This is a genomic window from Alphaproteobacteria bacterium (assembly GCA_040220875.1).
GTDB lineage: Bacteria > Pseudomonadota > Alphaproteobacteria > JAVJVX01 > JAVJVX01 > JAVJVX01.
Window position 1 is genome coordinate 71,584 of record JAVJVX010000007.1, and the last position, 23,416, is coordinate 94,999.

Annotated in this window: 21 protein-coding genes and 2 tRNA genes; 13 read left to right on the forward strand and 10 right to left on the reverse strand. The window is 63.7% G+C overall.

Translation table 11 applies throughout. The features are described from left to right. Positions 1 to 96 precede the first annotated feature (96 nt). The 3 genes from RLQ26_08915 to RLQ26_08925 form a co-directional block, all read right to left on the reverse strand. Positions 97 to 2,469: a 1-deoxy-D-xylulose-5-phosphate synthase N-terminal domain-containing protein gene (locus RLQ26_08915; protein ID MEQ9088849.1), complete on the reverse strand. Its 2,373-nt coding sequence runs from the start codon at positions 2,467 to 2,469 to the stop codon at positions 97 to 99. Positions 2,470 to 2,577: 108 nt separating this feature from the next. Next, positions 2,578 to 3,060 carry an Lrp/AsnC family transcriptional regulator gene (locus RLQ26_08920; GenBank protein MEQ9088850.1) on the reverse strand — a complete coding sequence of 161 codons (483 nt, stop codon included), beginning with the start codon at positions 3,058 to 3,060 and terminating at the stop codon, positions 2,578 to 2,580. A gap of 83 nt (positions 3,061 to 3,143) precedes the next feature. After that, the gene (locus tag RLQ26_08925) at positions 3,144 to 4,574 is read right to left on the reverse strand and encodes a DEAD/DEAH box helicase (GenBank protein MEQ9088851.1); all 1,431 of its coding nucleotides are present in this window, start codon (positions 4,572 to 4,574) and stop codon (positions 3,144 to 3,146) included. 176 nt (positions 4,575 to 4,750) lie between these two features. Here RLQ26_08925 and RLQ26_08930 point away from each other — a divergent pair, with 176 nt between their 5' ends. The 3 genes from RLQ26_08930 to RLQ26_08940 all read left to right on the forward strand — a co-directional run bounded on the left by RLQ26_08930 (position 4,751) and on the right by RLQ26_08940 (position 6,551). Then, the gene (locus RLQ26_08930) at positions 4,751 to 5,293 is read left to right on the forward strand and encodes a hydrolase (protein ID MEQ9088852.1); all 543 of its coding nucleotides are present in this window, start codon (positions 4,751 to 4,753) and stop codon (positions 5,291 to 5,293) included. Positions 5,294 to 5,311: 18 nt separating this feature from the next. After that, positions 5,312 to 6,040: an alpha/beta fold hydrolase gene (locus tag RLQ26_08935; protein ID MEQ9088853.1), complete on the forward strand. Its 729-nt coding sequence runs from the start codon at positions 5,312 to 5,314 to the stop codon at positions 6,038 to 6,040. 73 nt (positions 6,041 to 6,113) lie between these two features. Continuing rightward, positions 6,114 to 6,551, forward strand: coding sequence for an MAPEG family protein (locus tag RLQ26_08940; GenBank protein MEQ9088854.1), 438 nt, complete (start codon positions 6,114 to 6,116; stop codon positions 6,549 to 6,551). A 56-nt stretch (positions 6,552 to 6,607) separates the two neighbouring features. Here RLQ26_08940 and parE read toward each other — a convergent pair whose 3' ends face one another. Then, positions 6,608 to 8,677, reverse strand: a complete 2,070-nt coding sequence (gene parE, locus RLQ26_08945) for a DNA topoisomerase IV subunit B (protein ID MEQ9088855.1) — start codon at positions 8,675 to 8,677, stop codon at positions 6,608 to 6,610. Positions 8,678 to 8,772: 95 nt separating this feature from the next. Between parE and RLQ26_08950 the strand changes: the two genes are divergently transcribed. Beyond that, positions 8,773 to 9,165 (forward strand): acyl-CoA thioesterase, encoded by a 393-nt coding sequence (locus tag RLQ26_08950; GenBank protein MEQ9088856.1) that lies wholly within the window; start codon positions 8,773 to 8,775, stop codon positions 9,163 to 9,165. After that, entirely contained in the window at positions 9,155 to 9,934 is a 780-nt protein-coding gene (locus RLQ26_08955) for a DUF2182 domain-containing protein (protein MEQ9088857.1), read from the forward strand. The genes RLQ26_08950 and RLQ26_08955 overlap by 11 nt, the downstream gene beginning before the upstream one ends. Positions 9,935 to 9,989: 55 nt before the next feature. On the opposite strand, the gene glnA is transcribed toward RLQ26_08955, so the two are convergent. The 3 genes from glnA to RLQ26_08970 form a co-directional block, all read right to left on the reverse strand. After that, a complete protein-coding gene (glnA, locus tag RLQ26_08960; protein MEQ9088858.1) occupies positions 9,990 to 11,399 on the reverse strand; it encodes a type I glutamate--ammonia ligase in 1,410 nt (469 codons plus the stop codon). Positions 11,400 to 11,510: 111 nt separating this feature from the next. After that, a complete protein-coding gene (locus RLQ26_08965) occupies positions 11,511 to 11,849 on the reverse strand; it encodes a P-II family nitrogen regulator (protein ID MEQ9088859.1) in 339 nt (112 codons plus the stop codon). Between the two features lie 301 nt (positions 11,850 to 12,150). Next, positions 12,151 to 13,350 carry a pyridoxal phosphate-dependent aminotransferase gene (locus RLQ26_08970; GenBank protein MEQ9088860.1) on the reverse strand — a complete coding sequence of 400 codons (1,200 nt, stop codon included), beginning with the start codon at positions 13,348 to 13,350 and terminating at the stop codon, positions 12,151 to 12,153. Positions 13,351 to 13,536: 186 nt separating this feature from the next. Here RLQ26_08970 and RLQ26_08975 point away from each other — a divergent pair. Then, positions 13,537 to 13,613: transfer RNA gene (locus RLQ26_08975), tRNA-His, on the forward strand. A gap of 53 nt (positions 13,614 to 13,666) precedes the next feature. On the opposite strand, the gene RLQ26_08980 is transcribed toward RLQ26_08975, so the two are convergent. Both RLQ26_08980 and RLQ26_08985 read right to left on the reverse strand, forming a co-directional pair. Next, the gene (locus RLQ26_08980) at positions 13,667 to 14,392 is read right to left on the reverse strand and encodes an alpha/beta fold hydrolase (protein MEQ9088861.1); all 726 of its coding nucleotides are present in this window, start codon (positions 14,390 to 14,392) and stop codon (positions 13,667 to 13,669) included. A gap of 57 nt (positions 14,393 to 14,449) precedes the next feature. Then, the gene (locus tag RLQ26_08985; protein MEQ9088862.1) at positions 14,450 to 15,673 is read right to left on the reverse strand and encodes an acyl-CoA dehydrogenase family protein; all 1,224 of its coding nucleotides are present in this window, start codon (positions 15,671 to 15,673) and stop codon (positions 14,450 to 14,452) included. Positions 15,674 to 15,771: 98 nt separating this feature from the next. Between RLQ26_08985 and RLQ26_08990 the strand changes: the two genes are divergently transcribed. Together RLQ26_08990 and RLQ26_08995 are read left to right on the forward strand one after the other, a co-directional pair. Continuing rightward, a complete protein-coding gene (locus RLQ26_08990; GenBank protein MEQ9088863.1) occupies positions 15,772 to 16,176 on the forward strand; it encodes a RidA family protein in 405 nt (134 codons plus the stop codon). 69 nt (positions 16,177 to 16,245) lie between these two features. Further along, positions 16,246 to 17,484 carry an MFS transporter gene (locus RLQ26_08995; GenBank protein MEQ9088864.1) on the forward strand — a complete coding sequence of 413 codons (1,239 nt, stop codon included), beginning with the start codon at positions 16,246 to 16,248 and terminating at the stop codon, positions 17,482 to 17,484. A 1-nt stretch (position 17,485) separates the two neighbouring features. Here RLQ26_08995 and bioB read toward each other — a convergent pair whose 3' ends face one another. Then, positions 17,486 to 18,460 (reverse strand): biotin synthase BioB, encoded by a 975-nt coding sequence (gene bioB, locus RLQ26_09000; protein ID MEQ9088865.1) that lies wholly within the window; start codon positions 18,458 to 18,460, stop codon positions 17,486 to 17,488. A gap of 190 nt (positions 18,461 to 18,650) precedes the next feature. Here bioB and RLQ26_09005 point away from each other — a divergent pair, with 190 nt between their 5' ends. From RLQ26_09005 to clpP, 5 genes are all read left to right on the forward strand, one after another. After that, positions 18,651 to 20,210 carry an NAD(P)H-hydrate dehydratase gene (locus RLQ26_09005; GenBank protein MEQ9088866.1) on the forward strand — a complete coding sequence of 520 codons (1,560 nt, stop codon included), beginning with the start codon at positions 18,651 to 18,653 and terminating at the stop codon, positions 20,208 to 20,210. 248 nt (positions 20,211 to 20,458) lie between these two features. Beyond that, positions 20,459 to 20,722: a hypothetical protein gene (locus tag RLQ26_09010; GenBank protein MEQ9088867.1), complete on the forward strand. Its 264-nt coding sequence runs from the start codon at positions 20,459 to 20,461 to the stop codon at positions 20,720 to 20,722. A gap of 194 nt (positions 20,723 to 20,916) precedes the next feature. Further along, positions 20,917 to 21,001: transfer RNA gene (locus RLQ26_09015), tRNA-Leu, on the forward strand. 80 nt (positions 21,002 to 21,081) lie between these two features. After that, complete coding sequence (gene tig, locus RLQ26_09020; protein MEQ9088868.1) at positions 21,082 to 22,563, forward strand: trigger factor; 1,482 nt, start codon at positions 21,082 to 21,084, stop codon at positions 22,561 to 22,563. A gap of 52 nt (positions 22,564 to 22,615) precedes the next feature. Then, positions 22,616 to 23,251 (forward strand): ATP-dependent Clp endopeptidase proteolytic subunit ClpP, encoded by a 636-nt coding sequence (gene clpP / locus RLQ26_09025; GenBank protein MEQ9088869.1) that lies wholly within the window; start codon positions 22,616 to 22,618, stop codon positions 23,249 to 23,251. Positions 23,252 to 23,416: the final 165 nt, after the last annotated feature.

Genomic DNA, 23,416 nt, shown 5'->3' on the forward strand with positions numbered 1-23,416 from the left:
CCCGGCTGTTCCCGGTCCCGGCTGGCGGAACTCCTTCCTGTTTATGACTGCCACCTTACGCGCTGCCGGCCGCGCGTGCATCCGATGTCTCCGCCCTTAGGGCGTTTCAAGGATGAGGGCGGCCACCCCGTCGAGAATGGCATCGGTGTCCAGTCCGTAATAATGGTAAAGGTCGGGAATGTCTCCCGACTGGCCAAAACGGTCCACGCCAAGCGGATGGACGCGGTAAGGTCCGACGCTGCCGAGCCAGGACAGGGTGAGGGGGAAGCCGTCAAGCACGGTCAGCAGACCCGCCCCTTGCGCCAGCGGCGCCAGCAGGGACTGGATATGGCTTTGGGTGCCGGTCAGGCGCGCGCGGCGCCAATCCGCATAGAGCCGGTCGGGCGACGTGACGGCCAGGATTCCAAGTCCCGGGATATCGCCCGCGAGCGCCTCGGCCGCGGCCATGACCTCAGGCGCGACGGCGCCCGAGTAGACGAGCGCCGTGTCGGCGCCGTTGCCGGGCGGGGTCCGCCAGTAGGCGCCCTTCAGCAGGTCATCGCGGATCGCGTCGATATCGCGCGCCGGCTGGTCCAGCGGGCGTGTGGAGAGGCGCAGATAGACCGAGCCGCCATCCTCCTCCTGCATGTGCTCGAACGACCACCTCATGATCTCCGCCAGCTCGTCCACATAGGCGGGTTCGAACAGGGTAAGCCCCTCCTGGCCCATGCCGATGAGTGGCGTATAGACGGACTGGTGTGCGCCGCCCTCGGGCGCGAGGCTGATGCCGGAAGGCGTTGAGATCAGCATGAACCGCGAGTCCTGGTAGCAGGCGTAATTCAGTGAATCGAGGCCCCGCGCGATGAACGGGTCATAAAGCGCGCCGATAGGCAGGAGGCGCGTGCCGAACAGCTCGCCCGACAGCCCCAATGCTGCGAGCAAAAGGAAAAGGTTGTTTTCCGCAATCCCCAGTTCGAGGTGCTGCCCCTCGGGCGACGCCCCCCATTTCTGGGCCGAGACGACCCGCTCGGTCTGAAAGGTGTCGTCGTGACGGGCGCGGTCGAAGCGTCCGCGCCGGTTGACCCAGGCGCCGAGATTGGTAGTGACCGTGACATCGGGCGAACTCGTCACGATAGCGTCGGCAAAAGGGCTCTTCTCGCGCGCGATTTCGTTCAGGATCCGCCCGAATCCTTCCTGGGTCGAACCCTTCTTGACGGTGGGACAGGGCAATCGGCTGGGGATTTCGATCCGCGGCGCGGTCGGCCGCCTCGGCTGGTCGGTCCTGAAGGGAACGGTCTCGAGAAAGGCCTCAAGGGATTCGGCCGGCAGGTCCAGCCCGGCGAACCTGTCCCATTCCGCGCCGTCCGCAATCCCCATCTGTGTCTTGAAGGCCGCCATCTGGTCGGGGTTCATGAGGCCGCCGTGATTGTCCTTATGGCCGGCGAACGGAAGGCCGTAGCCCTTCACCGTATACGCAAGAAAGCAGGTTGGCGCGTCATCCGTCACATTGTGGAAGGCATCGAGGACGGCTTCCATGTCGTGGCCGCCGAGATTGGTCATCAGCCGGCTCAACCCGTCATCGCTATAATCGTCGAGAAGCCCCCGGATGCCCGAGACGCCCTTGAGGTCGCGCGAAAGATGTTCGCGCCAGGCGCCGCCGCCCTGGAAGGTCAGCGCGGAATAAAGATCGTTCGGACAATTGTCGACCCAGTCGCGCAGGGAATCGCCCCCCGGTGCCTCGAAGGCCTGCTGGAGCTGCTTGCCGTATTTGAGCTCGATCACATTCCAGTTCATGCCCCGGAAGAGATCGAGAATCCGGCGCACCATCAGATCAGGCACGAAGGCATCCAGACTTTGGCGGTTGTAATCGATCACCCACCAGACATTGCGAATATCGTGCTTCCAGCCCTCGAGGATGGCTTCATAGATATTGCCCTCATCCAGCTCCGCATCGCCGACCAGCGCGACCATGCGTCCCGCATGGCGCTGTGACGTTCCGCGTTTCTTGAGGCGCAGGTAGTCCTGGACCAGGGACGCGAACAGCGTGACTGCGACGCCAAGACCGACGGAGCCGGTCGAGAAATCGACGTCGTCACTGTCCTTGGTCCGCGACGGGTAGGACTGTGCCCCGCCAAAGCTGCGGAAATTCTGCAGCTTGTCGAGAGTCTGCTGCCCCAGGAGGTACTGGATTGCATGGAAAACCGGGCTCGCATGTGGCTTGACCGCAACCCGGTCCTCGGGCCGCAGGACATCCATATAAAGGGCCGTCATCAGGGTAACGATGGACGCGCTCGAGGCCTGATGCCCGCCCACCTTGATGCCGCTGCGATTGGGTCTGATGTGGTTAGCGTGGTGAATGATCCAGGCGGAGAGCCAGAGGATTTTCTTCTCGAGCGCCATCAATGCCGCCAGCTTGTCGCCATCCATGTCGATAGCCGCGGGCGTGCCGGTATGGGGCGAGGGGGCACCGGTGTCGAGGAGCTTGGACATGGTCGGAGCTTAGCTCCGGCCCTGGGGCATGTCCTTGCTAAATAATGCGGGAGACAGAGGTTTTCAGCAATAAAATTCCTGAAAACATCAGGTTATAGCCATTTTACGTTAATATCCGGGTTCGGTGGCAGTTTCGGACAGGGGCAGGGCGGTACCGTACTTGACCTGACGCAGGGCAAAGCTGGATTTGATGCTGGCGACGCTGGGGATATGAGTCAGCCGATCGAGGACGAAGCGCTGATAGGCGTCTATATCGCTGGCCACGACTCGCAACAGGTAATCGCTGTCGCCGGTCATCAAGTAGCATTCCATGACCTCGGGCCATTGGCGGACGGCGCTTTCGAAATCCTCGAGCGCCCCCTCGGTCTGGCGCTCCAGCGTGACATTGACGAAAACGCTGACCGGCATGCCGGCCCGTGCGGGGTCGAGAAGCGTGGCGTACCCGCGGATGACGCCGGATTTTTCAAGCTCGCGCACGCGGCGCAGGCACGGGCTCGCGCTCAGCCCCACCTGGGCGGCCAACTCGACATTGGTGATCCGCGCGTTGTTCTGAAGCGCGTCCAGGATTTTGCGACTTGTTGCGTCGATCACGGTCTTCCCCGCCCGATAGTGCTAATATCAGATTTATTATAGCACGGAACGGGCCGGAGGCCGATGTCGGGTAGTGGTGCCGTTCAGGCGGTCCGCCGGACCGGGCGCAGCAGAAATGCCGGCGTATGGTCGCCCAGGCCGCGCACGGGCTCGTCCCGGTCCTGCCGGTCTTCGCCCTTACCGTCGGTGTCAGGCGCGGATTTTGCCTGCGCGCGCCGTTTGTCGTCGTTGGCGCGGGTATCGCCGCCGCCGCGCGGGCTTTCCTCATCGGTGTCTTTGCTGGTTTCTTTGCCCGCGTCTTTCCTGCCGTCGCGCTTGCTTGCACCCTTCCGGCTGCGGGATGGTTTTTTCGTCGCTTCGTCGCCCGCGTCGGGGCTTCTCTCCGCCGGGGCGCTGACGCCTTCGACCTGCAGTGGCACCAGGTTTTTCTTGATCAATTTCTCGATGGCCGTCAGCGCCTTGCCATCCTCGGGCGTTACCAGCATGAAGGCCCGCCCGCTGCGTCCCGCCCGTCCGGTGCGCCCGATCCGGTGAACGTAGTCATCGGCGTGGTGCGGGACGTCGAAATTGACGACATGGCTGACGTCGTCGATATCGAGTCCGCGCGCGGCGACATCACTGGCCACGAGGATGGTAATTTCGCCGCGTTTGAACTTGTCCAGCGTGTCCATGCGCACCGACTGCGGCAAATCGCCATGCAGGCTGCCGGCGCTGAAGCCATGACGTGTCAGCGATTGTGCCACGGCCGCGATATCGCGCTTGCGGTTGCAGAAGACGAGGGCGCTCTTGACTTGCTCCGTACGGAGCAGCGTATGAAGGGCCTCACGCTTCTCCTTCAGGGACGTGCGCAGAATGTACTGGCTGACGGTATCCGCCGTGGTCGCGGGCGCCGAGACCATGATTTCCTTGGGATTGGTCAGGAACTTATCGGCCAGCCGGCGGATTTCCTTTGGCATGGTGGCCGAGAAAAAAAGCGTCTGCCGCGTCCAGGGCAGCTTGGCGACGATGCTTTCCACATCGGGCATGAAGCCCATGTCGAGCATCCTGTCCGCCTCGTCGATGACGAGAAGCTTGACGTCCGACATGAGGATATTGCCGCGGTCGAAGAGATCCAGGAGGCGTCCCGGCGTGGCGATCAGAACATCCACGCCCCGCATGAGGATCCGCTGCTGGTCGCCCATCGATTCGCCGCCGATCAGCAGCGCCGTGGAGAGTTTGTGGTATTTCCCGTAAACGGCGAAATTTTCCGCCACCTGGGCCGCCAGCTCCCGCGTCGGCTCGAGGATGAGGGAGCGGGGCATTCGGGCCTTGGCCTTGCCGGAGGCCAGGATGTCAATCATCGGCAGGGTGAAGGAGGCGGTCTTGCCTGTCCCGGTCTGGGCACAGCCGAGAATGTCTCGGCCCATCAGAACCTGGGGAATTGCCTGCGCCTGAATGGGTGTTGGGCTTTCGTATCCCGCGTCCGCAACGGCGCGGAGAACGTCTTCGCTTAAATCGAGGTCTGTAAACTTCATGGAGTCCTTTTGGGCCCGATTCCCGGCAGAATCGCGTTACGGGGCAGATTTCGGGCCTGATTTCAGTGCATATATAGGTGTTTATCGGGTCAAGTCAAACAATCGCTGGACGAATCTGCGGTTTTTCGAAAGATTCAGTCCTGCCCGGCCAGGGGCCCGGCAGCAGGGGGCGAAGTATGAAGCTGAACGCCGACAACTCGGCGCATCTCGCGATCGATCTACAGGAGCGGTTGCTGCCGGCCATGGCGGCGCCGGGTGCCGTCATCCAGAATGTGGAACGGTTGATCAAGGGAGCTCGGTTCCTCGGCGTGCCGCAACTCGCATCCGTCCATTATCCCAGGGGGCTCGGCCCGCTGGTCACCCATCTGGAGGAGTTGTTGCGGGCCGACGAGGCGATGGAAAAAATCGCTTTCTCGTGCATGGGCGATGACGGAATCGCCCGGCGGGTCCGCGAGCTTGGCCGGCTGCAGGTCATCCTCTCTGGTATCGAGGCCCATATCTGCGTGCTGCAGACGGCCCTCGATCTCAAGGCTTTGGGCTACCACGTCTTCGTCGTGAGTGATGCCGTCAGCTCGCGGACGGAAGCAAGCAAGGCGGCCGCGCTGGACCGGCTGCGGGGCGAGGATGTGGCGATCGTTACGACGGAAATGGTGCTTTTCGAGTGGCTGGGCAAGGCCGGCAGCCCCGAGTTCAAAAAAATTTCCGCGCTCGTGAAGTAGCAGGCTGTCCCAGGCACCATGACCAACCGCGTTCCTCTCATCCTGCTGCCGGGCCTCCTGTGCGACGAGGCGCTTTACGCGCATCAGACCACCCATCTGGCCGACATGGCCGATATGCGCGTGGCGGATCTGACCCGGCACGATTCGATCGAGGAAATGGCGCGGGCGGTGCTTGATGCGGCGCCCGACCGTTTCTCTCTCCTTGGGCTTTCCATGGGCGGCTATGTGGCGCAGCACGTGGCGCTGATGGCGCCTGACAGGGTCGCGCGCCTTGCCCTTCTCGACACCAACGCGCGCAGCGATAACGACGAGCAACGCGCGCGCCGGCGCGGCCTGATCGAGCTCGCCCAGAAGGGACAGTTCAAAGGCGTTACGGACAGGCTGCTCCCGCTCCTGGTGCATGACCGGCACCTGGAAAACACGCAGGTGGTCGAAACCGTAAAGGCGATGGCACAGCATGTCGGCAAGGAGGCGTTTCTGCGTCAGCAGGCAGCGCTCCTCGGACGGGCCGACCAGCGCGACCGGCTCGGGGAGATCCGGTGCCCGACCCTCGTCCTTTGCGGGCGCGAGGATAAGCTCTCGCCGGTCAAGGTGCACGCCGAGATGCATCGGCTTCTGCCCATATCGAAGCTGGTTGTCGTCGAGGATTGCGGGCATCTGCCGCCGCTGGAGCAGCCCGTCGCGACCACGGCGGTACTGCGCTACTGGCTGCAGGAAATCGCCGGCATGGATCGGGCGGGAGACTGAAAGAATTTACCCGCCCGTGGGGCGGGAACCGGCGCCGGGTCATGGGATCCGGGCCATACAAAGGGAGGAAGGAATGGAAGAAGCTTTGTCCAACGCCGTCTCGTCGGCCACCGCGGTGATGCCGTCTATCACGGCATTTTACGCGGCCTTGCTGGGGCTCCTGATCGTGATCCTCAGTTTCCGGGTCGTGCGCGGACGCGAAAGCAAGAACATCCTGGTTGGCGACGGCGGCGATCAGGAGATGATGCTGCGCATCCGGTGTCATGGAAACCTGATCGAAAACGCGCCCATTGCGATTATTCTGATCGGCTTCGTCGAGGTGCAGGACTGGACATCCTGGGTCGTTCATTTGCTGGGTGCGGGCTTCTTCATCGCGCGCCTGCTTCACGCGCATGGCCTGGGCACCGGGACTATGCCTACCCGTGTCGCGGGCACCGTGGGCACCTGGGCGACCATCGCGGGCGCGAGCATCCTGATCCTTTACGATTACGCCGTCGCCTATATGTCATAAGCGTCGCAAGGCGGGGCTCTGCCGGCGGTCGGAGGTTCCGGCCGCCGGAGAGTACCTCAGATATCGAGTTCCTCGACCGAGAGAGCGTGGTCCTGAAGATATCTGAGCCGTAACTCGGGCTTGCGGCCCATCAGGGACTCCACGATCCGCACGGTCTCCTTGAAGGCGGCCGACTCTCCCTTCTGCCCCTTGTCAGGCAGGCACACGCGGATCAGATTCCGGTTCGCCGGGTCCATGGTGGTTTCCTTGAGCTGGCTGGCCGCCATCTCGCCCAGGCCCTTGAAGCGGCTGACCTCCACCTTTCCGGCCCCCTTGAAGGTGGTCTTCATCAGTTTTTCCAGTTGCCGGTCGTCATGGGCGTAAGCCACGACGCCGCCGCGCGACAGCCGATAGAGCGGCGGCATGGCGAGGTAGAGATGGCCGTCGAGGATTAGCTGCGGCATTTCCTGATAAAAAAACGTCATCAGCAGAGAGGCGATGTGAGCGCCGTCCACGTCAGCGTCCGTCATGATGACCACGCGGTCGTAGCGCAGGTTGTCTTCGCGGTAATTGTCTCCCGTCCCGCAGCCGAGCGCGAGAAGCAGGTCCTGGATCTCCTGATTGGCTTTCTGCTTCTCCTTCGTGGCGCTGGCGACATTGAGGATCTTGCCGCGCAAGGGCAGGATGGCCTGAGTTTCACGGCGGCGGGCCTGTTTGGCGGAGCCGCCGGCCGAATCGCCTTCGACGAGAAAAATCTCCGTGCCCGCGCGCGAACCGCTCGAACAATCGGCGAGCTTGCCGGGCAGCCGGACCTTGCGGGTCGCCGTCTTGCGGGCAAGGTCCTTGGTCTCCCGGCGCGCGCGGCGCGCTTCGGCCCGGCGGATGATATGTTCAAGAAGGTCGTTGGCGTCGCGCCGGTTGTCCGAAAGCCAGTGTTCGAAGTGATCGCCTACTGTCGACTCGATCAGCTTCTGCGCGTCGGGCATCGCGAGGCGTTCCTTCGTCTGCCCCTGGAAAAGCGGATCACGAATGAAAAGGGACAGGACGATTTCCGCCCCGTCGGCCACGTCGTCCGCCGTAATCTGCGCCGCCTTCCGGTTTTTGGTCAGAACGCCAAAGCGCTTGAGTCCGCGCATCAGGCCCGAGCGCAGGCCCGATTCATGGCTGCCCCCGTCCGGAGTGGGGACGGTATTGCAGAAGCTGTGCAGGCTGCCTTCCTCGTCCAGTGGCCAGGTAATCGCCCATTCGACGTGGCCGGCCCCTTCGGCGAGCTGCGCATCATCGCAAAAGGGCTGTTCCGTGACGGTCCCGCGATCGCCGGCCAGCGTCGCGAGATAGTCGCCGAGCCCGCCCGGGAAATGGAGTGTGTCCTTCTCGGGCGTCTCCTCGCCTCGGACGAGAAATTTGCGATCGACCTGCCAGCGGATTTCGACACCGCTGAAAAGATAGGCCTTGGCCCGGGCCATGGCATAGAGCCGCGCCGGCTTGAATGCCGTGCCGGCGCCGAAGATATTGGGATCGGGATGAAATGTGATCAGGGTGCCGCGCCGGTTCTTGGCGGGGCCGAGCTTTGCAAGTTTTCCCTTTGGCTTGCCGCGGGCGTAGTCCTGGCGCCAGAGTGTCCGGTCGCGGGCGACCTCGACCCTGAGCCGGTCGGAGAGCGCGTTGACCACGGAAACGCCGACGCCATGCAGCCCGCCTGAAGTATTGTAGACCTTGTTGTCGAACTTGGCGCCGGAATGCAGCGTCGTCAGGATGACTTCGACGGCCGATTTCTTCTTGTCCCTGGGATGGGGGTCCACGGGAATGCCGCGTCCGTTATCCTGCACCGAGACCGAGCCGTCGGCGTCGAGCGAGACGGAGATCCAGGACGCGTGTCCGGCCACGGCCTCATCCATGGCGTTGTCCAGCACCTCCGCCGCCAGGTGATGCAGGGCGCGCTCGTCCGTTCCGCCGATATACATGCCGGGCCGGCGCCGGACCGGCTCGAGCCCCTCCAGCACCTCGATATCGCGGGCGGAATAGCCCGATTTCTGCCCGGAACCGCCAGAGCCGCCGGCCCCGCGGACGGCGCCAGGCCGCTTCTGCGCGGGTTTTTTTCGGGCGCCCTTGCCTCGCGCCGGGGTTTTATCGAAAAGATCAGCCATGGCGGCATTATATGGGCGCGCCGCGGTGCAGCAAGTGTATCCTGTGATCGCCGGCGCGGTTGCAACAAGATATGGTGGTTAAGAAGGACAGGTCGATGAACGATTCGGACGGTCAATTACCTCATCCGGCTATCCGCGTGGCGGCGATGCCGTCGGATGCCAACCCTTCGGGGGATATTTTCGGTGGCTGGATTCTCGGCCAGATGGATATCGCCGGCGGTATCATCGCCGCCCTCAAGGCGAAGGGGCGGGTCGTGACCGTCGGTGTCGAGGCCATGAGCTTCCACCTGCCGGTCTTTATCGGCGATCTGGTCAGTTGCTATGGCGATGTCGAGAGGATCGGGCGTACCTCGATTTCGATCCGGGTGGAAACCTGGGTGCGCCGGCGAGAGGGCGGCGAGCGGGTCAAGGTTACCGAAGGGGTTTTCACTTATGTCGCCCTGGACAGCCGTCGCAAGCCCAGGTTGATCAAGGCCGATGACGACTGATCCCGCCTCGCGCCCCGTCGGGTTCGCGGAAAGAATGCTGCGCGACGACCGTCTCGTCGCGCTTGGTGGCGTCGCGCTCATCAGCCTGCTGTCCTGGGGCTACCTCTTGGCCGGCGCGGGCATGACCATGCCGCTCGAGCGGGTGACCTGGACCCCGGGCTATGCGCTGGTGATGTTCGTCATGTGGTGGGTGATGATGATCGCAATGATGGTTCCGGGCGCCACACCCATGATCCTTATGTTTGCCACGATCAACCGCCATCGGCGCGAGGGTGGTGGCAAGGCCATCAATGTGGCCTTCTTTCTGTCCGGCTATGCCCTGGCCTGGGGTGCTTTCAGCCTGATGGCGACGGCGGTGCAATACGCGTTCGACCGGTCCGGGCTTCTGTCCCCGATGATGGCCACGACGGATCTCCTCTTTGGCGCCGCCATTCTGGCGATTGCCGGGGTCTGGCAGCTCACGCCGCTCAAGGAGGTCTGTCTGCGCCACTGCCGCTCACCCATGGCTTTCATCACCAACAGCTGGCGTGAAGGCCGGCTCGGGGCGCTGGCGATGGGCGTGCATCACGGCGCCTATTGCCTGGGCTGTTGCTGGTTTCTGATGGGACTGCTTTTCGTGGGCGGCATCATGAATCTCTACTGGATCGCGGGGCTGGCGATCTTTGTTCTGCTGGAAAAAATTGTCCCGATGGGCGAGGCGCTGGCCCGCCTGACCGGATGGATGCTTGTCGCCTGGGCAGTTGGCCTCGTCGTACTGACGGCGACGTGAGGGCACAAAAAACCCCGCGGCGAGCCGCGGGGTTTCTGTCGGCCGGACGTCGGGCCTAAACGCTGTAGTACATCTGGAATTCAACCGGATGCGGCGTCTGCATGAAGCGGGTGATCTCTTCCTGCTTCAACTCGATATAGCCATCGATCTGCTCGTCCGAGAACACGTCGCCTTTCTTGAGAAAGTCGCGATCGGCGTCGAGCGCGTCCACCGCCTCTTTCAGGCTGGAGCAGACCGTGGGCACGCCGGCGAGTTCCTCGGGCGGCAGGTCGTAAAGGTTCTTGTCCATCGGATCGCCGGGATGGATCTTGTTGGCGATCCCGTCCAGCCCGGCCATCAGCATGGCCGAAAAGGCGAGATAGGGATTGGCCGCCGGGTCCGGGAAACGGACCTCCACGCGCTTGCCCTTGGGACTGGCGACGTGCGGGATCCGGCACGACGCCGAACGGTTGCGCGAGGAGTAGGCCAGCAGAACCGGCGCCTCGAAGCCCGGCACCAGCCGCTTGTAGCTGTTGGTGGACGGGTTGGTGAACGCGTTGAGCGCCCGCGCGTGCTTGATGATGCCGCCAATATAGTAGAGCGCCATCTCGGAAAGATCCGCATAGCCTGTGCCGGCGAAAAGCGGCTTGCCGTCCTTGAAGATGGACTGATGGGTGTGCATGCCCGATCCGTTGTCGTTAAAGACCGGTTTGGGCATGAAGGTTGCCGTCAGGCCATAGGCATGGGCGACGTTATGAACGGCGAATTTGTAGAGCTGCATGTTGTCGGCAGTTTTCAGCAGCGTGTCGAAGGTGATGCCCAACTCGTGCTGGCTGGGTGCCACTTCGTGGTGATGTTTTTCCACGGTCACGCCGAGCTCGTTCAGCACCGTGAGTATCTCGGCCCGGAGGTCCGTCCCCGAATCGACGGGAGGAACGGGGAAGTAGCCGCCCTTCGGCCCCGGGCGATGGCCCAGATTGCCGTCTTCCATCTTCTTGCCGCTGACATAGGGGCCTTCTTCCGAATCGATTTCGAAGAAGGTCAGGTTCTGATCCACCTGAAAGCGGACGTCGTCAAAGACGAAAAACTCCGCTTCCGGGCCGAAATAGGCGGTGTCACCGATGCCGCTCGAGTTGAGATAGGCCTCGGCGCGCTTTGCCGTCGAGCGCGGATCACGGCTATAGGGCTGGCCGGTGGTGGGCTCAATGATATCGCAGAACAGGATCAACTGGGGCTGCGCCGTGAACGGATCCATGATCGCAGAATCCAGGTCGGGCATGAGGATCATGTCCGATTCGTTGATAGACTTCCATCCGGCGATGGACGAGCCGTCGAACATGATGCCTTCGGCGAGGCTTTCTTCGTTGATCGTGTCCACGTACTGAGCCGTGTGCTGCCATTTGCCACGGGGGTCCGTAAACCGGAAGTCCACAAACTTTACGTCGTTGTCCTGGATCATCTGCAGGACGGATTTGGCGTCAGCCATTTTTTTCCTCGTTATTCGTCGTTGGGTTGCGTGTGGTGATTTGGCATGAGCCGGCGGGGTCCGGGGTGATGGCCCCGTATTCCCGACCGCCTCGCGGAATTCAAGATCGGTCTAGAGCGCGTCGTCGCCTTTCTCGCCGGTGCGGATACGGATCGCATCCTCGATGGTCGAGACAAAAATCTTGCCGTCCCCGATCCGGCCTGTGGCAGCCGCATTCTTGATGGCTTCGACCGCCCGTTCAACCAGCGAATCCTCCATCACGACCTCCACTTTGACCTTGGGCAGGAAATCCACGACATACTCGGCGCCACGATACAGCTCGGTATGCCCCTTTTGCCGGCCAAAGCCCTTGGCTTCGGTCACGGTCATGCCCTTGAGGCCAAGTTCGTGAAGGGCGTCCTTAACCTCGTCGAGTTTGAAAGGTTTGATGATTGCTTCGATTTTCTTCATGGGACCGTCCGCTACTCCCTGCTACGCCGGCAAGGCCCCGGTCTCCCGGCGCCGTCCGGCTCGCTCTGTCATGCTGTTGCCCGCCTGGCCATGCCCGCGTGGCCCGTCCTTTCGGACCATACGCCTTTCGGATTGCACGCCTTGTGCCAGTTTGGGGAGTTCCCCTAAAAGCTTGATCCGACGTTTAATTTTCGATTTGGCGTCACCGGGATTAGGGGGCAGGGAGACATTTTGGCCGCTGAATGCCCAATGTTTAGGCGGTCTGCCTATTTGTTAGGCGGCAAGAATTCCGGCTGGCGCCCTAAGAGGCCGCCTGACTGGCGTTCTGATCAAGAAAGGCCCTGACCCTGGTCATGGCCTGGCGGATATTCTCGACGCTATTGGCGTAAGAAAACCGGAGATATCCCTGGCCCGCCGCGCCGAAGCTGGTGCCGGAAATCACCGCCACACCGGCTTCGGCCAAGAGCTTCTGCTCGAGCGTGCGCGATGGGAGACCGGTCCCGGTCACATTGGCGAAGGCGTAGAACGCCCCGCCCGGTCGGACACAGGAGATCCCAGGCAGGGCGTTGAGGGCATCCACGATCACGTCGCGCCGCTCCGCAAAGGCCCCGACCATTTCGGCAACTCTTTCGCGCGGGCCCTCGAGGGCCGCAATCCCGGCATACTGGGTCGCCGCGTTGGTGCAGGAATGGATGTTGATGGCCAGCCGTTCCGCCAGCGGAAAAAGCGATTTCGGCCACAGGCTGTAGCCCAGTCGCCAGCCGGTCATGGCATAGGTCTTCGAGAAGCCGTCCAGCAGGATGAGCCGGTCGCGCAACTCGGGATAGCCGAGAAGGGTCACGTGCGTCCGGCCGTCATAGAGAATCTCGGAATAAATCTCGTCGCTCATCACCGTGACGTGGGGCTGCGCCGCGAGGCCAGCTACCAGCCTGTCCATCTCTTCGCGCGGGACGACACCGCCCGTCGGGTTTGCGGGGCTGTTGAGAATGAGGAGACGGGTGGCAGGCGTGACCTTCGCCAGCACTTCCTCGGCCCGGAAGGAGAACCCGTCGGTTTCGTGCAGCGTCATGGGGACGGGGCGGGCGCCGGTAAACCGGATGAGGGACTCGTAGATCGGGAAGCCCGGGTCAGGGTAAATGATTTCCGTGCCGGGCTGGCCGAACATCAGGATCGAAAAAAACATCGTGACCTTGCCGCCCGGCATCACCATGAGCAGATCGGGGTCGATCTCGAGGCCGTAGCGGCGCACGTAATCAGCCGCGATCGCCTCGCGCAGGGGCCGGATGCCATTCGCCGGCGTGTAACCGTGATGCCCGTCGCGCAAGGCCTTTACCGCGGCATCGACCACGTGTTCGGGGGTCCGGAAATCGGGCTGCCCTATCCCGAGATTGATGATATCGGCGCCGGCCTCCTCGAGCTTTTTGGCGCGGGCCAGCACCTCAAAGGCGGATTCGGTGCCCAGCCGCTGAAGGCCGGGAATGAGCAGGGAAGGATCGGTCACGCAAGTTCCTCAAAAAGATGAAAGGCGCTGGTCGCAGGCCGGGCGCGCCGTGGCGGGAGCATTCTATGCCGTGCCGGTGGCGCCCGGGCAATCCCCGGGACGGGAGGGGCAGCAGTGCCCGGAGGCACTATCGCCGCGCTTGACGCTGAACGCGGGGGACGCCTACAACACGTCCCTCGCGCGATGGTGGCCGTAGCTCAGCCGGTTAGAGCACTGGTTTGTGGTACCAGATGTCGCGGGTTCGAATCCCGTCGGCCACCCCACGCCCCAGACCTACCCTCCCGGCTGGCCAGGAAGGGCCGCCGGGGCCGGCCCTCTACGACGTCCCGGCAATATCCTTCAGATGACCCACGAAAGCGTCGTGATCCGCAAACATCGGCGAATGGTCGGTGTCCATGCGGATCACCTCCTGACACGGCATTTCCCTGACCATGAGCTCCTGATACTGGGTCGGGATCGCATTGTCCTGGAGGGCCATGATGTAGTAGCGCGGCACGCGGCCGAAGCGCTCGTCCGTCAGCTTGAGGGGCGTACCGAGCGGCTTGCGGCTCATCGGCCGGAGCCGGCCCGCCGCATTCTTGACGGCAGATTCGGGGGACGTGTTGAAGATCAGTCCGGCGAGCGCGTCCGCATGGAAGGTCACGACCCCGTCTTCCGAAACATCGGAATTCTTTATGACGGGTGACGGTGCGCCGAGGCCCTCGTAGAAATGCCGCGGCGAGCTGCCATCGGGCAGGAGGAAGCCGGCGACATAGACCAGCTTTGCGACCTTCTCCGGCACTGCCTCGGCCGTCTGCGAGATAACAATCCCGGCAAGGCTGTGGCCGACCAGGATGACCGGCTCGCTCTGCGCGTTAACGGCCTGGACGATGCGATCGACATAAGCGTCGAGCCCGAGCCCGACGGGAGATGTCGGGTCGTCGCCCATGCTGGGCAGGTCGGGCGTTTCCACCTCATGTCCTGCCCCGCGAAGGTCGGCCGCCACGGCGTCCCACGTCCAGCCGCCGAAAAACGCACCATGTACCAGTACATACGTTGCCATAAAAATCTCTCCTGGATGGTCATGCAAAACTGTCTTTTGGGTAACGAGACGGGCCACTCACACAAAGGGCGTCGACAGTGACTTGCCCATGGCTGCGCGTCCGTAGAGCTTCATGTTGGTTTTATAAGGCAGAATCGCATGCGCCGCAATGGCGTGAACATCGCGCTGCCATCGTTGCATAGGGTGCTCGCGGTGCAGAGCGCCGCCGCCGCTTGCGAGGGAGAGGAGGTCCACCGCTTCGACACAGGCGCGCACCGCCCAGGCGGCATCCCGGCGGACCTGCGCGCGGGCGAGCAAGGGCATGTCCACACCCTGTTCGCTGTACTGCCGGACACGGCCTGCGCTCTCGCGCAGCACCAGCCGCGCGGCATCGGCCTTCGCCGAGGCCTCGGCGATCTGGATATGCGTTTCCCCCGCATCCCCCTGCATCTCGCCGGAAAATGCGAGGAACCGCCCGTCCGCCCGTGCCATGAAATCGGCCAGCGCCGCGACTGCCGTGCCGAGGGCGGGGGCGGTGACGTTGAGCGTCAGCATCGGGACAAAGGCGGCGCGCTGCACCGCGTCGGCCCCGGCGGTCTGGCCCGGGGCCGTGCCGGCCAGCAGCTCCGAGAAACGGGTCACGTGCCGCGCCGGAACGAAGCGGGGCGCCGCCACGATGGATTTGCTGCCGGTCCCCTTGAGGCCGGAGACGAACCAGTCATCCTCGAGCGTCCAACTGTCGGGAGCCAGCAGACACATGGCGGGCGCGGGCTCGGCCCCTTCATCCTGGATCATCGCGCCCACGACCGCCCAACGCCCGTAATCGCCGCCCGAGGCGAAGGGCCACGGGCCGCCTTCGAGGCGGAAGCCCTCCTGGCCCCGCTCGGTGACGGCGGCCAGCGTGCCGCGCGGCTGCAGGGAGCCGGCGATGACCGTGTTCGCGCCCTCGGGTCCGCCAAACACGTCTTCCTGGGCCTCGGGCGCCATCAGGCTGACCAGCCAGGCATGAATCTGATAGACGGCGAGGACCCAGGCGCTGGAGCCGCAACCGCGCGCGAGCGCTTCGATCACGCCAAGGCCGGTTTCCATCGGCGCGCCATGGCCACCGAACCGGGTCGGCGCGTAAAGCCCGACGAGCCGGGCCGCCTGATAGGCCTCCACTGTGGCACGGGGGACCTGGCGCGCCTCTTCGCAGGCGGTCGCCCGTATCTCGAGATCGGGCACAAGGGCGCTGGCGCGCGCCAGCACCGATTCGCCCCCCTCGGCCGAAAAACCGGTTTCCTCATCTTTCGGCAGTGCCATGGTTCCTCCCCGCTTGCCTTGACGGCGGCCAGTCTCCAACATCAGATGGAGGGGTGTACAGCCTGGAAAAATATACAGCGGACAGGGAGAAGAGAGTCATGGCGGAAAGCAAGCGGGTTCACGTCAGTCCGGACTGGTATGCGCCATATCAGATCGCCCAGGCCTACCGGGCGGGGGATATCCTCTATCAGTCAGGCCAGGCGGCGTGCGCCGATGATGGATCACCCTATGCGCCGGGCGATATCCGGGCCCAGGCGAAGCGGTGCTTCGAGCAGATGAACGCAGTCCTCGAAAAAGCCGGCGGCAGCCTCGATAACGTCATCAAGCTGACCATCTACCTGACCGATATGTCGAACATGGCGGCCTATTACGAAGTCTATAACAGCTATTTCTCGGATCCCTGGCCGGCGGCGACACTGGTCGAGGTCTCCTCGCTCGCATTGCCGGAACTGATGATCGAGATTGACGCGACGGCCAACCTCGCCTCGGTGCGACAGAATTGAGTGCCGGCGCCGCGTGACACCCGTTATCCATGAGGGCAGGCCCCGATCGGGCCCGCTTCGCCTGCAATCGTGACGAAAGCGAGCCAGCCCGTGTCCGGGGTCGCCAAGCCGCTTGTCCTGATGCTGGTCGTTCAGGTCCTGCTCACCATGGGGCAGTTGACCATACCCGTCCTCGCGCCGGCGGCGGCGCATGACCTTGGCGTCAGCCCCAACCTGGTCGGGCTATACACGGGCCTTGTGTATCTTGGCGCCATGGTCGGCGCCCTTCTGTCGGGGCAGGGGATCGCCGTGCTGGGGCCGCTCCGCCTCAGTCAGATCTGCCTCATCCTGATCGCGCTCTCGCTATGTCTGTTCGTGGCTCCGCTTCTTGGCCTCGTTGCGGCCAGCGCGATCGTCATGGGGCTTGGCTATGGCCCGGCCACGCCCGCGAGTTCGGAAATTCTCACAAGACGAACCAGCGACCGGCACCGCAACCTGGTCTTTTCCCTCAAGCAGACCGGGGTGCCGGCGGGCGGCATGCTGGCGGGCGCGCTGGTCCCCAGCCTGGTGCTCGTGTTGGGCTGGCGGATGGCGGCGATTACCGTCGGCGTCGCGCTGTTGGTAATGGCAGTCCTGCTCTTGCCCTATCGGCAGGAATTCGATTCCGACTATCTCCGCGCCCGGGCATCCGCGGCGCGCCCCCGGGCAGACATTCTGTCGCTGCTGCGGCGTAACATCTCCGAACCGCTCGCCCTTGTTCTGAAGGACGAGGCTCTGCGCCCGCTCGTTATCCTCTCTTTCACCATGGCCAGTATGCAGCTTTGCCTGGCGGCCTTCCTGGTCGTCTATCTGACCGGGGAACTTGACTACAGCCTGACCATGGCCGGCATGGCGCTTGCGGTGGCCCAAGGGGCCGGCATGGTGGCGCGTCCGGTGTGGGGCTGGCTGGCCGACCGGGCGATCAGCCCAGCCCGGTTGCTGTTGCTGCTGGCTTTCGTCAACGCGCTGAGTGCGGCGCTGACTGCCGGATTTGACAAATCCTGGCCGGTTGGCGCGGTGTTGGCGGTCCTCGCCATGTTCGGCGTGGCGGCGATCGCCTGGACCGGGGTGTATCTGGCGGAGGTGGCGCGTCTCGCGCCCGAGGGAGAGGTCGGCCGCGCGACCGGCGGCGCCTTCTTCGTGACCTTCGCGGGCGCCTTCGTGGGGCCGCCTGTTTTCGGCCTGCTGCATGACGCGACCGGCAGTTATCGCGCCTGTTTTCTGATTTTCGCGGTACTGGCGGGGCTGGTCGCCTTCTATGTCACGGTCCGGTCCCGACGCACGGCTTAGGCTATTCGGCCGCGACCCCGTCCGGGACCAGCGCCTCGGCTCCAAGGTCGCGCAGCAGGGCCAGATCCTCGTTATCGGCGTTATTGGGCGTTGTCAGAAGCCGTTCGCCATAAAAGATCGAATTGGCGCCGGCAAGGAAGCACAGGGTCTGGGCCTCGCGCGAGAGGGCGAGGCGACCGGCGCTCAGGCGGACACGGGAGTTCGGCATGGTGATGCGGGCCGCCGCGCACATCCGCACCAGATCGAGCGGGTCGATCGGCGGCCGGTCGGCCAGCGGGGTGCCCTTGACCGCCACCAGCGCATTGATCGGCACGCTTTCCGGGTGCGGGTCGAGCGTCGCCAGGACGCGCAGCATATCGGCCCGGTCGCGCGTCGATTCGCCCATGCCGATGATGCCCCCGCAACAGATATCGATGCCCGCCTGGCGGACATGGCCCAAGGTTTCAAGACGGTCCTCGTAGGTCCGGGTCGAGATAATATCGCCGTAAAATTCCGGCCCGGTATCGAGATTATGGTTATAGGCGCTGAGCCCGGCCGTCTTGAGCCGCCGGGCCTGCTCGGCCGTGAGCATGCCAAGGGTGACACAGGCTTCCATGCCAAGCCGGCGGACGCCCGCGACCATTTCGAGCACCGATTCGAACTCCGCCCCGTCGCGAACCTCGCGCCACGCCGCACCCATGCAAAACCGAGTCGCCCCCGCCGCCTTGGCCGCCTTCGCCTCGGCCAGCACCCTGGGCACCGCCATCAGGGCTTCGCGCGGGCTTTCGGTCTTGTGGTGGGCCGATTGCGGGCAATAGGCACAATCTTCAGGGCAGCCGCCGGTTTTGATGGAAAGCAGGCTGGCGAGCTGAACCTGATTGGCCGGGTTATGGGCGCGGTGGACCGTCTGGGCCCGGTAGACCAGATCGAGGAGCGGCGCGGCGATCAGCGCCTCGATTTCTTCGCTTGTCCAGTCATGCCGGATTTCTTCAGTCATCGACGGCCCCTTCCTTGGCATCGTGGTCTGGCGCGTGGCGGGCGGCGCTTTCGGCCCGAAGATTTCCAACCATGGACCGGCCCCGCATTTGCCGCGACAATACAGGGGCCGGGCAGGGCGAGGCCAGCTTTCCCTGCCGGATCCCCCGCCGGGGTTCAACGGTACGGGTCAACAGCGCGCTCCATAAGCCATGAAACATGAATTTCCAACTCTGGATCGCCATTATCTCGCGGCCGTTCTGACCGTCAGCGAGATGAGTGCGGCCGACCGCGCCGCCGTCAGAGCCGGCGTGCCGGGCCACGAGTTGATGGAAAACGCGGGCGCCGCCGTTGCGCATGCGGTGCGTCTGCGCTTTCCGCCCGGGCCGGTCCTGGTCCTGTGCGGTCCGGGCAATAATGGCGGGGACGGGTTTGTTGCCGCGCGCCATTTGCGCGCTCGGGGCTGGCCGGTCACGGTCGCGCTTTCGGGCAAGCTGGAAAATCTTGCCGGGGACGCGGCGTTTCATGCCAGGCGCTGGTCGGGGCCTGTGGTGACGCTCGATCCGATTCATCTCCGCGGCGCCCATCTCGTGATCGATGCGCTTTTTGGGGCCGGGCTATCGCGGCCCCTCACCGGGGCCGTCCGTCGCGTGGTCGAAGCGGTCAATCGCGCGCGGCGGGCTCGCGGCCTCAGGGTGGTCGCGATCGATCTGCCGAGCGGCATCGCTGGCGATACGGGGGACGTGCTGGGGGCCGCGCCCGTGGCGGATCTAACGGTAACCTTTTTTCGTAAGAAAACAGCACATCTAATTGATAATAAAAAAGATATGTTTGGAGAAATTATCGTTGAGCAAATTGGAATCCCGGCCGGGGTCCTGCCCGGGATCGCCCCAAGCCAGTTTGAGAACGGCCCGCTCCTTTGGGCGGAGGAGGTTCCCGGCCCCGCGCCGGCCGATCACAAATATCGCCGCGGGCATCTTCTCGTGCTGGGCGGTCCAGAGATGACGGGGGCGGCACGGTTGGCGGCCACGGCGGCTCGCCGGGTCGGGGCGGGGCTGGTGACGATCGGGGCACCGGCCGACGCCTTGCCCGCCTATCGTACGGGCGACCCGGGCCTGCTCACTGCCGCCGCCGGCGACGGCTTGGCGGTCAGCCGGCTGGCCCGGGCCCGCAAACGCAACGCCGCGGTAGCCGGGCCGGGGCTCGGTGTTTGCGAAACGACCCGCGAGCAGGTGATGGCCATCCTTGATGCCCGGTTGCCGGCGGTGCTCGATGCCGATGGGCTCACGGTCTTCGCGGACGCACCCGAGACCCTGTTCCGGGCACATCGCGGCAATCTGGTGCTGACCCCTCATGAAGGTGAATTCGCGCGCCTTTTCAATAAGGTAAGGGGTGTTCTTACGAAAGATTCCCGTATCGCCCGGGTGCGCGCGGCGGCCAGGATCAGTGGCGCTGTGGTCCTGCTCAAGGGGCCGACCACGGTGATATCCGATCCGGAGGGTCGGGTGCTTTTGAACTGCAACGCGCCGGCCGATCTCGCGACGGGCGGTACCGGCGACACGCTGTCGGGGCTGATCGGCGGGCTTCTGGCCCAAGGCGTGAGCCCATTCACGGCGGCCGGGATCGGGGCCTGGATGCATGGCGCGGCCGCCCGCCGGGTGGGGCCGGGGCTCATCGCGGAGGATCTCGCGGTCCATCTTTCCCCGGTTCTGGCCCGGCTGCGGGCCATGGCGCGGCGCGGCCCGCCAGAGGCGCCACCGATCTGTGGATAAGGCGGATTTCGCCGGCGCGAGATGGCTGTGGCCGGTCGGGTGGCCACCCGGTCCGATCGGGACCGTTTAAATCACTGTTTTCCTTTTATCTTTCCTTAACTTGATGTTAAATGCCCCGGGGTTAACCTTAGCGATGACAGGCCGGGCCAGGATGATATTCGGACGGCCGGGACCGGAGGGGCCGCATCGAGCGCGCGGCCGTCGCTGGGAAAACACGCCGGGAGCCGGCCCGCGGGCCGGGGGTCGCAATGCCGCAAATGGGGGCGGTCGTGTTCAGGAAGCCGCGACAGAACCTTGAGATACGGGCCGGACAGCGCTTTCGCCGCGTGCTGGCGGATCGCGCCGTCGAGACCGCGCAGGTCCTGTCGGTCGGCAAGGACGCAACCGGAATTCCACATGTCAGGTTCAACGTCGTGCGGTCACGTCCAAGCTGCATAGACTACAAGGAAGGCCCCCGCGTACTGGCGCTCGACAGTTTCTGGACGAACTATTCCGAGGCGGTCGAAGCCTGAATCGCTTCCCGCCCTCCTGAACCAGCCAAAATGCCTTATGCGCCGGGCGATTCCGCGCGCCACCGCGAGCCGGGCGCCGTTTGACCCGCAATTCTTTCGTGCTATAGAGGGCGCCCTTGTCTCGACGCGCCAGTTTCCGGATGGCGGCCGTCTGACAGTTTCATCGAGTGATGGCCCGGCGGGCACGGGGATGCGCGGGCGTGGTGGAATTGGTAGACACGCCAGATTTAGGATCTGGTGACGAAAGTCGTGGGGGTTCAAGTCCCTCCGCCCGCACCAATTTACCGCGGATCTCCAGTGGCGCCGGCCCGGCCCGGCGACGGGCCGCAAACGTAACAGAGTTTTCGAACGGAAGCCCGATGCAGGTTGAAGAAACGAAATCAGACGGTCTCGCCCTCGAACTGAAGGTGACGGTGCCGGCAGAGGACATTCAGGCCAAGATCGATGACCGGCTGGCCCGGCTCGGCCGGAACGCGCGCGTTCCGGGCTTCCGCCCCGGCAAGATCCCGCTCAAGGTATTGCGCGGACGCTACGCCAAGCAGGTGCTCGGCGAAGTGCTGGAGGAACTGGTCTCCAACTCGTCCCAGGAAGTCCTGCGCGAGCGCGAGATCAAGCCGGCGCTTCAGCCGCAGATCAGCATCGATTCCTATGACGAAGGCCAGGCGCTCGAATACAGCATGGCCATCGATCTGATGCCGGAAACCGGCGATGTGGACCTCAAGGGTATCTCGGTGACCCGCCCGGTGGCGGAGGTGTCCGACAGCGACATCGACAAGGTGCTCGAGAATATCGCGGCCCGGAACAAGCAGTTCAAGCCGGTCGAGAAGCCACGCGCCGCGAAGGAGGGCGATCAGGCGGTGATCGATTTCGTCGGTCGCGTCGATGGCGAGGAATTCGAGGGCGGCAAGGCGGAAGACGCGCCGCTCGAACTGGGGTCCGGCATGTTCATCCCCGGTTTCGAGGAGCAGCTCCTGGGGGCCAAGCCGGGCGACCGGGTCGAGGTCAAAGTCACCTTCCCCGAAGAATACGGCAGCGCCGCGCTGGCCGGGAAGGATGCCATCTTCGATGTGACGGTCAAGGAGATCAAGGAACCGGCAGAAACCAGCATCGATGACGATTTTGCCAAAAATCTCGGCTTTGATGAGTTGAAGCCGCTGCGCGAGGCGGTCAGGGAACAGATCCTTGCCGATTGCCAGCAGGCGGCGCGCCAGCGCATGAAACAGCAGATCATGGACCAGCTTCATGAGGGGCGCGACTTCGAACTGCCGCCGCGGATGCTCGAAATGGAATTCGATGCGCTCTGGAAGGAGCGGGAGCAGCACAAGGGCCACGGCCACCAGCATGAGGAAGAGGAAGGCAAGTCCGAGGAAGAGGTCAGGGCCGAGTATCAGGATGCCGCCGCCCGCCGGGTCCGTCTTGGGCTGATGCTGTCGAAAATCGGCGAGGACGCCGGCGTCAAGGTGAGCGAGGAGGAGACCAACGCCGCCCTCATGCGCGAAGCCCAGCGTTACCAGGGGAACGAACAGCAGGTCATGGAATTCTACCGGAGCAATCCGCAGGCCATGGCCAATCTGAATGCGCCGCTCTATGAAAACAAGGTCGTCGATTACATCCTGGAAATGGCGTCCGTAACGGACGAAAAGACAACGGTCGACGCCGTTCTCAATCCGGAGCCGGAAGAACAAAAGCCCGCGGCCGAAAAAAAGACCAGGGCAGCGGCAAAACCGAAATCGAAAACCGCCACCAAGTCGAAGACCACGACGGCGAAGAAAAAGACAGCCACCTCGGCAAAGACCAAGACAGCGGCCAGGAAAAAGGCCGCACCGAAAAAAAGTCGCTAGGCCGTTCCCGCTAACGCGCGGGGATCGCCCGCGAACATAGAGAGATCTGAGGATGAGTGCACAGGAACCTTACATGAGCCCGCTGGTCCCCATGGTGGTCGAGCAGACGAACCGCGGCGAACGGGCTTACGACATCTATTCCCGCTTGCTGAAGGAGCGGATTGTATTCCTCACCGGTCCGGTCAACGATCAGGTTGCGAGCGTCATTTCCGCCGAGCTTCTCTATCTCGAATCAGAAAATCCGGATAAAGACATTTCATTCTACATCAACTCGCCAGGCGGCATCGTGACCTCCGGCCTCGCGATCTACGATACGATGCAGTACATCAGACCGGACGTTTCAACCGTTTGCGTCGGTCAGGCGGCCAGCATGGGATCGCTGCTTCTGGCGGCAGGCAGCAAGGGCAAGCGGTTTGCGCTGCCAAATGCCCGGATCATGGTTCATCAGCCATCGGGCGGCTTTCAGGGGCAGGCGACGGATATCGAGATCCACGCGCGCGAAATCCTCGATCTCCGCCAGCGTCTCAACAGCATGTATGTCGATCTGACTGGCCAGCCCATCAGCGTGGTTGAGGAAGCGATGGAGCGCGACCGTTTCATGTCGCCGGCGGTAGCCATGGAGTTCGGCATCATCGACCAGGTCGTCCACAAGCGGGCGCCAAGCACGGCAGACGGCCAAAAGAGTTAAGAAAAAGCACTCGGAAGGATTAAGTCTTCCTTCAAAATCTTTGGGGAGACTGGGTCCACTCGCTTGAACAGGCCGTAATCGTAGGGAGCGGGCTCGTGGAAGCCGGGTTGGTCCGGGCGGCGGGCTCTTGCCGGCACTCCCCCAGATTTGGCATTGTCCGTCGGG

Bases quoted from the DNA above. Each gene is read 5' to 3' on its own strand.
- bioB (MEQ9088865.1), bottom strand. From the start codon at position 18,460: ATGACTGAAGAAATCCGGCATGACTGGACAAGCGAAGAAATCGAGGCG.
- RLQ26_08980 (MEQ9088861.1), bottom strand. From the start codon at position 14,392: ATGGCAACGTATGTACTGGTACATGGTGCGTTTTTCGGCGGCTGGACG.
- RLQ26_08930 (MEQ9088852.1), top strand. From the start codon at position 4,751: ATGAAGCTGAACGCCGACAACTCGGCGCATCTCGCGATCGATCTACAG.
- RLQ26_09005 (MEQ9088866.1), top strand. From the start codon at position 18,651: ATGAAACATGAATTTCCAACTCTGGATCGCCATTATCTCGCGGCCGTT.
- glnA (MEQ9088858.1), bottom strand. From the start codon at position 11,399: ATGGCTGACGCCAAATCCGTCCTGCAGATGATCCAGGACAACGACGTA.
- clpP (MEQ9088869.1), top strand. From the start codon at position 22,616: ATGAGTGCACAGGAACCTTACATGAGCCCGCTGGTCCCCATGGTGGTC.
- RLQ26_08965 (MEQ9088859.1), bottom strand. From the start codon at position 11,849: ATGAAGAAAATCGAAGCAATCATCAAACCTTTCAAACTCGACGAGGTT.
- RLQ26_08950 (MEQ9088856.1), top strand. From the start codon at position 8,773: ATGAACGATTCGGACGGTCAATTACCTCATCCGGCTATCCGCGTGGCG.
- RLQ26_08990 (MEQ9088863.1), top strand. From the start codon at position 15,772: ATGGCGGAAAGCAAGCGGGTTCACGTCAGTCCGGACTGGTATGCGCCA.
- RLQ26_08940 (MEQ9088854.1), top strand. From the start codon at position 6,114: ATGGAAGAAGCTTTGTCCAACGCCGTCTCGTCGGCCACCGCGGTGATG.
- RLQ26_09010 (MEQ9088867.1), top strand. From the start codon at position 20,459: ATGCCGCAAATGGGGGCGGTCGTGTTCAGGAAGCCGCGACAGAACCTT.
- RLQ26_08955 (MEQ9088857.1), top strand. From the start codon at position 9,155: ATGACGACTGATCCCGCCTCGCGCCCCGTCGGGTTCGCGGAAAGAATG.
- RLQ26_08935 (MEQ9088853.1), top strand. From the start codon at position 5,312: ATGACCAACCGCGTTCCTCTCATCCTGCTGCCGGGCCTCCTGTGCGAC.
- tig (MEQ9088868.1), top strand. From the start codon at position 21,082: ATGCAGGTTGAAGAAACGAAATCAGACGGTCTCGCCCTCGAACTGAAG.
- RLQ26_08985 (MEQ9088862.1), bottom strand. From the start codon at position 15,673: ATGGCACTGCCGAAAGATGAGGAAACCGGTTTTTCGGCCGAGGGGGGC.
- RLQ26_08915 (MEQ9088849.1), bottom strand. From the start codon at position 2,469: ATGTCCAAGCTCCTCGACACCGGTGCCCCCTCGCCCCATACCGGCACG.
- parE (MEQ9088855.1), bottom strand. From the start codon at position 8,677: ATGGCTGATCTTTTCGATAAAACCCCGGCGCGAGGCAAGGGCGCCCGA.
- RLQ26_08925 (MEQ9088851.1), bottom strand. From the start codon at position 4,574: ATGAAGTTTACAGACCTCGATTTAAGCGAAGACGTTCTCCGCGCCGTT.